Raw genomic sequence first — 7361 nt, forward strand, 5'->3', positions numbered from 1 at the left:
ACAGGAGAATAGATGTCTTTAAAAAAGCAAGCCGTCTCAGGCGTCAAATGGACCGGTACTTCGACAGCGGTTATTACGGTTCTAAGGTTTCTGCAGCTCGCTATTCTTACACGATTGTTGAGCCCGCAAGACTTTGGGCTCATGGCGATGATTATGGTGGTGATCGGGTTCACGCAGGCTTTCGTTGACATGGGTATTAGTAACGCTGTTATCCAGCGGCAAGACAGCACGCGAGAACAGCTCTCCAGTCTTTATTGGTTGAATATTATCTCCGGCATCGTAGTTTTTGGGCTGGTAGTAGCCGCAACCCCTCTCGTTGTAGGCTTTTATAGGGAGCCACGCTTAAGCGGATTGGTAGTCTGGGTGGCGTTGACCTTTGTTATCGCGCCTGTCGGCCAGCAATTCCAGGCGCTCCTGCAAAAGGAACTGCGTTTCGGCAAGCTTGCCGGGATTGAGACGGCTGCCGCTGTCGCCGGCGCCGTGGTGGCGATCGTATCGGCAATCCTTAAGCAAGGCGTTTTTTCACTTATCTGGGGGCAACTGGCGACAGCGGCGGTGACCGCGGTGTTGCTCGCCAAACTTGGTTGGGGCGCATGGCGACCCTCGCTTAGATTTAGGCTAGGGGATATTAAAGGATACATTAGCTTCGGCTTATACCAGATGGGTGAGCGGAGCGTAAACTACCTTTCCGCTAATGTAGACTACTTGATGATAGGCAGGTTTCTAGGCCCCGAAATCCTCGGTTTTTACAGGCTCGCTTATGAGCTGGTCGTCGTCCCCCTCATGAGGATAAATCCGGTTGTTACGAGAGTAGCCTTTCCCATTCTCGCAAAGCGCCAGGGCGATGATGGGGCGTTACGGCAAGGCTATCTTCAGATGATAAAGCTTCTCTCGATAGTCACATTTCCTCTCTTGATCGGGCTGGCGGCAACGGCCCCCTTAATCGTACCGGTAATGTTCGGCAAGGGATGGGGGCCTTCCGTGATTCTCGTACAGATTCTGGTACCGCTCGGCATGATCAAGGTATTGGGGAACCCATCGGGTCCGGTACTGTTGGCAAAAGGCCGTGCGGATATAGGATTCAAGTGGAACCTGTTTGTGGCAGTAGTCAATACCCTGGTGTTCTGGTTTTTCGTACGCTACGGGGCATATGCGGTCGCATGGTCGCACGTTGCCCTGACCTCTGTGTATTCGGTATTTATGTGGTTTATCCTCTACCGCGTCATCAAAATTAGTTGGCAAGAATATATAGGCGTGCTGTTTCGTCCAGTGCTCATGGGTATATTGATGGGGGCGGTAGTCTATGTCGGCTACCTAGTACTAAGCGGGCTTATAGTAAGTGAACTTTCGCTGCTTGCAGGCCTGGTTTTATGCGGTGTGCTCGTATATGGTTCCTTGATGGTGTTTTTCGAGCGCAACTATTTCTGGCAGATGTGGACGCAGGTGTTTGATAGAAAGAAAGGGATATTGTAATGCCAGGTATCGTTGGTTTTGTAACTGAGCCCATAGCAGATAAGCAAGCTCAAGCTACGATAAAAGAGATGCAGGACCTTATCACACACCACGATTTCTATAGGCAGGATGACTTATTTAACGATGGGTGGGTATACGCAACCCGATCGCATACCGACATCATCCAAAAACAGCCGCAACCATATTATGAATGCGGCATATATGTTTGGCTTGATGGCGAGTTTTACAACCAGGACCAACTGGCTAAACACCTTGATTCGACTACCGACTATACCGATCCGGCGTTATTGACTGCGCTTTTCAAACACTACCGCGATTTCTCATTCCTGAGACACGTCGACGGTATTTACTCAGCCGTTATTTATGATTCGGTGCGACAGCAGGTGCATTTGATCACCGATAGGTATGGGTTGCAGCACCTGTACTGGACCATCCACCAGGGCTCTCTGGCATGGGGTTCTGAGGCAAAAGCAATGCTTGCACTGCCCGGTTTTACTCCAAAGATCAACGCGCAGACGCTTGACGATTTTTTCGCTATGGGCTACCTGTGTGAAAACCGTACCTGGTTTGAGGGCGTGGACGTACTCTCCTCCGGAACAGTATTCACGTGGGATATCAGAGAGAGATCGGACCACGTCGAGCGCTATTGGTACTGGGACCAGATCAAGCCTATAACCGGTGCGATTGAAGAGGGGGAGATTACCGAAGAGCTGGCAAGGCGTTTCATTGCCTCGGTCGAACGTCGTTGCCAGGGGTCTGAGCGCATCAGCCTGACGCTCAGCGGCGGGTTAGATTCAAGAGCCATTCTCGCGTCTCTACCCAAGCTGGAACACCCGGCCCATGCCATAACCTTTGGAAAAGCCGGATGCGACGATATTCGGATCGCGGCGATGGTGGCCAAACTAAAAAGCGTACATCACCATGCCTTCGAGATTAGTGCCGATAACTGGCTAACGTCGCGAATCAACGGCGTATGGTGGACCGATGGACAGAAGAACTTGATGCATATGCACGGTATCGAAGGTCTCACTTTAATGAAGGGGTTTGCTGATGTTAACCTGGATGGTTTCTTCGGTGATGTGGGAATCGGCGGGGCTTACTTGAACAGGAATAGATTAAGCGCGAACGATGCAAAGTTCAGCGAGATAGAGCTGATCGGAAACCGGGCGCGCCGCTTCGTCTTCTTGGGCCCGAAATTTGAGGGGGTTTACCTGAAGGCGAGGCATCCGTTTTGCGCAAACGACCTGCTCGAGCTGGCGATGTCGCTACCGGAAGACATGAGAAAAAATTCATACATCTACAACAAGATGCTTCTAAAAGCGTTTCCCGAATTCTTTGCGACTATCCCGTATCAAAACACAGGCGTTCCTATAAGCTGGGCACCACAGAAAGCGAAGATCCTTCGCTTTCCGAAACGAGTTAAGAACAAGCTACGTAAGGAAGCGACCCGTCTAATCGGTAATACCTATGATGATCCATATAACTATACCGATTACCAAAAGTGGCTGCGGCATGAGCCCGCCAAGTCTTTCTTTAAGAAAGTGCTGACCAACGCCTCGGCGATTTACCCTGAGTATATTGCGAGGGAGCAGGTGCTTACCGATGTAGAGAAGCATCTGGGCGGGGAGAACCATGCAGATGATGTTTGCCGGTATGTAACGTTCGAAATCTGGTTGCAGCAGGTCTTTGAAGGTCGCTACCGGTCGGGATGTGAGTAATGGACGGCGGTTTGGTCGAGTACTTCGATTTCCGGAGCAGAGAGATTTTAGGAGTTAACCCATTGAATCATGAGAAATTAGTCGTGATCCATTCGGTCGCACGGTGGCTTTCGCAAACGGAAACGTGGCAATACAACCAGATCAAATACTTGCCATCGAACATCGTGAATCACGTTGTGTGTGAAGAGATAGAGAACCTCGAGCAATTTCCACTACCAAACATCCATGCGCTCCCCAAAGCTCCCCAATGGCGGATTTTTCTCGATAGGGGCCTACGAAGACTACAGATGGGGCGTTATCCGCGTTTTCTGGTCGAACAGGCGATTCAAAGGCACGGCCAGGTATTGCACTCCCATTTCGGTTACATGGGATGGGCGAATATGAAGGCAGCCCGGAGGGTAGGCTTAAAGCACGTCGTGACGTTTTACGGTCTTGATGTGAGCCACCTGCCCAGGCTCGACCCGCGCTGGTACGAACGTTACAAGCTCCTGTTCGATACGATTGACGGCGTGCTTTGCGAAGGCCCCTTTATGGCAAAGTCAATAGTGGAGTTAGGGTGCCCTGAATCCAAAGCATGGGTTCACCACCTGGGAGTCAGGGTGAACGAAATTGTTTTTAAGCCGAGCGCGTTCAATCCCGGAGAACCCCTTCGGGTGCTAATTGCGGGCGCTTTTCGTGAAAAAAAAGGCGTTCCTTATGCGTTGGAGGCATTGGGGCGTCTCAAGCGAGAGATACCTTTAGAGATCACGGTTATTGGAGACGCAAACAGTGAGCCCAGAAACCAGTCCGAGAAGAAGCGCATTCTTAACGTTATGGATAAATATGATCTCTGGCCACAAACGCGCATGTTAGGGTATCAAGCCCACAATGTCTTGTTTGAAGAGGCTTATAACCATCATGTTTTTCTTTCGCCCAGCGTTACCGCGAGCGACGGGGATACCGAGGGCGGCGCCCCCGTAACGATTATCGAGATGATGGCCCTGGGGCTGCCGGTTGTCAGCACCAAGCATTGCGATATCCCCGAGGTCGTTAAGCACGGCCGAACGGGTCTTTTGGCACAAGAGCGAGATGTGGATGGGCTGGTAAACCACCTGGCATGGCTGGTTGATAATCCTAAGAAGTGGCCGGAGATGCTTGATACCGCACGTAAGCACGTCGAGGCCGGGTATGACGCGCAGAGACAAGGGGAGCAGCTCTCGGCAATTTATCAGGAGCTGGTTAGCTAACCTAGAGAAACCTCAGAGTGGTCGAACGGGCTGGTGGTTATAACCCTAATTCCAGGGTATATATGTTGGTACTGCAGCAGACTTTCAGGTAAGGGAGCCCATATGCAACCGGATAAGCTAAAGATCGCTTACGTAACATCAACAGATGCCAATGATAAACGCGCATGGTCGGGCACCCATTATTCAATTTTTAAAGCCCTTCAGAAATATTGTGGGGACGTTTACCATGTAGGACCGCTGAAAAGTTACACGGAGCTTTTCTTGAAGGCATCCTCCAAGGTTTTTCAAATCGCCACCTTGAATCAAAAAAAGTACGATTATTTCCATAGCCCGCTTCTTTCCAAGACGTGTGCGCGAATGATTAGCTCTAGGTTATCAGGCCGACAGTTTGATCTCATCTTTGCGCCGGCAGGGAGCACAGAAATAGCCCACTTGGATATAGATATACCTATTATCTACTTATCTGATACAACCTTTTCTTTACTGGTGGATTATTATCCTGCCTATACAAACCTATTGAAGAGATCGGTCCGATCAGGCAACCAGACTGAGGCATTGGCACTCCAAAAAGCATCCCTGGTGCTTTATTCGTCAGAGTGGGCGGCCGCATCAGCGGTTAATGATTATGTTGCCGATAGAAGTAAAATACACGTTATACCATTTGGCGCAAATATCGAAAATGCCCCACCTGCAGATTTCGTCGTTAGCAAAAGACTTGAAGAGAAAAACCCTGCCGGGACATGTAAGTTACTGTTTCTCAATGTTGATTGGCATAGAAAAGGCGGCGAAATCGCGTTTGATACGCTCGTGGAACTGGACAACATGGGGATAGATGCAGAACTCATCATCTGCGGCTGTGTTCCTCCCAACGGATTCTCCCACAAGGGCTTGTCAGTAATGCCGTTCTTAAATAAGAACAAGCAAGACGATCTTGAAAAGCTACGTCAACTATTTTGGGACGCCGATTTTCTCCTACTGCCTACAAGGCAGGATTGCACCCCGATGGTTTTTTGTGAAGCGAATGCCTTCGGATTACCCGTCATCACCACGGATACAGGCGGAATATCCTCCGCAATAAGGAGTGGCGTAAATGGATTTGCCTTACCCATTCATGCGGGCGGTTATGATTACGCAGAGCTGATACAGCGCATTTATTATGATAGGCCGCGCTATGCGGAGCTAGTGCAAAACAGCAGGATTGAGTTTGACCAAAGGCTTAACTGGGATAGCTGGGGTATGGCGGTTAACATAGCGATCAACGATCTATTATCAACAAGCGCGACCTTCAACCCAAGGTGCGCATGCTAAGCTATCAGCTGCATCCCGAGGTAATTAAACATGAGCATCGATATAATAATGTTTTGTTTCGATGACAGGTGGCAGGATTGGGAGAAGTCGGGTTTCATCAATCGAAGCCCTATTCTTGCGAGAAGCCTTCATGCAAGCGAGCAAGTCAGACACATGATAATTGTCGGTGCCTCAACGAGCTTTCCTAGGGGGGCATACAGGTATTTGCTAAAGCATGCAGAAATTGGGGGTAGGGTATTAGAAAGGCACGGGGCTCAGTTTTATTTTACCGAGCGAATCGGTACTATCTTCACCGTTGAGCAACTCCGGTTCTTTCCGAGAGAGAGTTCCACGCCTCTCTCTTATAAGCTGAACTGTATTGCCCACGATAGGGGGCTAATCGGCTACATAAAGAGCAGGGTTAAAGAGCTTGGAATGCAGGATACCGTCCTTTGGCTAAATAATCCTCTAGCGGCAAGATTTATAGGTAAATTCGATGAAAAGTTGAGCGTTTATAATGCCGTTGACGATTGGCCTTTGCATCCACGATTTGCGCTAATGAGACAGTCATTCGAGCAGAATATCAACAGGATACGAGAAGAAGCGGATGCAATATTTGCAGTGTCCGATAGGCTGGTCGATAAACTCAACGGCAGCAAAGCGAAGGCGTTTCTAATTCCAAATGGCGTTGATCTTGATGGCTACATGCAAGTCGATACACGTGTGCCTGAAGACCTAGCGTGTATCAATAGCCCCCGTGTCGGGTACGTCGGTGTTATGCAGGAGCGCTTTGATACTGACCTTTTCAGAACGGTTGTCGAGCAGACGCCGGATATCTCATATATCCTTATCGGACCGCTATTTTCTCCAACACATTTTACAGCGCTTAAAGCATATAGCAACGTCCATTTCCTTGGCTCAAGGAATAAGCGGGACATACCGGCATACATTAAAGGATTTGATGCTTGCGTGATGCCACATAGAATTGATGATTTTACCAAGGCCATGAATCCTATAAAACTGTACGAGTACCTGGCGGCCGGCAAGCCGGTTATTAGCACACCGATACCAGGGCTCGATGCATTCAACGGGTTCGTTGAGTTTGCGGGTGATGCGAACTGTTTTATCCGCAAAATTAAAACGGCTTTAAGCGCTGATCAGGCAGATAGAATACCGGCAAGAATCGAATTTGCAAAAGAAAATAGTTGGTCATCAAGGATAGAGAATATTGCCGCTATAATTCATAGACTTATGGGATAGTTGGTTATCCCTAAATCTCAGGTTTTGTTATTGGGCCTCTGGGTATAAATTGTACGTGTCCAATCTATAGGCCATAGAGGTGATTAATGGATTTACAACTATTCTTTTCCACATTAATAAAGCAGCGCCGTTTGGTTGCAGTTGGTGTATTTTTCGGGTTAATCGTTCTTGCGCTCTCTTCGTATTCCATTGCCTTTAAATTCGACAGCATTTATTCATCGCCGTTCGTTATCTCCGCCCGTAATGCGGGCACTTATGAGACCTCCGTAAACATCGCGGTTGATTCTCCAAATTTCGGCATGGGGAGGGCAGGACTATCTCCTGGGAGTTGGCAGGCATTTGGCAGATCCCGTGAACTCGCGCCGACTTACTCATATATAGTCTCAAGCGATTTTAT

The 7361-nt window shown here is 49.0% G+C and carries 6 protein-coding genes; all 6 read left to right on the forward strand.

All coding sequences use genetic code 11. The features are described 5' to 3' along the window. Window positions 1–12 precede the first annotated feature (12 nt). Complete coding sequence (locus ACYC56_RS02385; protein WP_461372582.1) at window positions 13–1473, forward strand: MOP flippase family protein; 1461 nt, start codon at window positions 13–15, stop codon at window positions 1471–1473. Then, on the forward strand, window positions 1473–3191 hold the full coding sequence (locus ACYC56_RS02390) for an asparagine synthase-related protein (protein WP_461372583.1): 1719 nt from the start codon (window positions 1473–1475) through the stop codon (window positions 3189–3191). The genes ACYC56_RS02385 and ACYC56_RS02390 overlap by 1 nt, the downstream gene beginning before the upstream one ends. Beyond that, on the forward strand, window positions 3191–4417 hold the full coding sequence (locus ACYC56_RS02395; RefSeq protein WP_461372584.1) for a glycosyltransferase: 1227 nt from the start codon (window positions 3191–3193) through the stop codon (window positions 4415–4417). Before ACYC56_RS02390 ends, ACYC56_RS02395 begins: the two co-directional genes overlap by 1 nt. Window positions 4418–4519: 102 nt before the next feature. Beyond that, window positions 4520–5725 carry a glycosyltransferase family 4 protein gene (locus ACYC56_RS02400; protein ID WP_461372585.1) on the forward strand — a complete coding sequence of 402 codons (1206 nt, stop codon included), beginning with the start codon at window positions 4520–4522 and terminating at the stop codon, window positions 5723–5725. A 30-nt stretch (window positions 5726–5755) separates the two neighbouring features. Continuing rightward, window positions 5756–6964, forward strand: coding sequence for a glycosyltransferase (locus tag ACYC56_RS02405; RefSeq protein ID WP_461372586.1), 1209 nt, complete (start codon window positions 5756–5758; stop codon window positions 6962–6964). Window positions 6965–7050: 86 nt separating this feature from the next. Beyond that, a partial coding sequence (locus tag ACYC56_RS02410) for a hypothetical protein (protein WP_461372587.1) occupies window positions 7051–7361 on the forward strand: 311 nt, incomplete at its 3' end.

This window comes from Candidatus Aquicultor sp. (genome assembly GCF_054640775.1).

Excerpts from the sequence above, each read along its gene's own strand:
- ACYC56_RS02385 (WP_461372582.1), top strand. The coding sequence starts at position 13 with ATGTCTTTAAAAAAGCAAGCCGTCTCAGGCGTCAAATGGACCGGTACT.
- ACYC56_RS02400 (WP_461372585.1), top strand. The coding sequence starts at position 4,520 with ATGCAACCGGATAAGCTAAAGATCGCTTACGTAACATCAACAGATGCC.
- ACYC56_RS02405 (WP_461372586.1), top strand. The coding sequence starts at position 5,756 with ATGAGCATCGATATAATAATGTTTTGTTTCGATGACAGGTGGCAGGAT.
- ACYC56_RS02390 (WP_461372583.1), top strand. The coding sequence starts at position 1,473 with ATGCCAGGTATCGTTGGTTTTGTAACTGAGCCCATAGCAGATAAGCAA.
- ACYC56_RS02395 (WP_461372584.1), top strand. The coding sequence starts at position 3,191 with ATGGACGGCGGTTTGGTCGAGTACTTCGATTTCCGGAGCAGAGAGATT.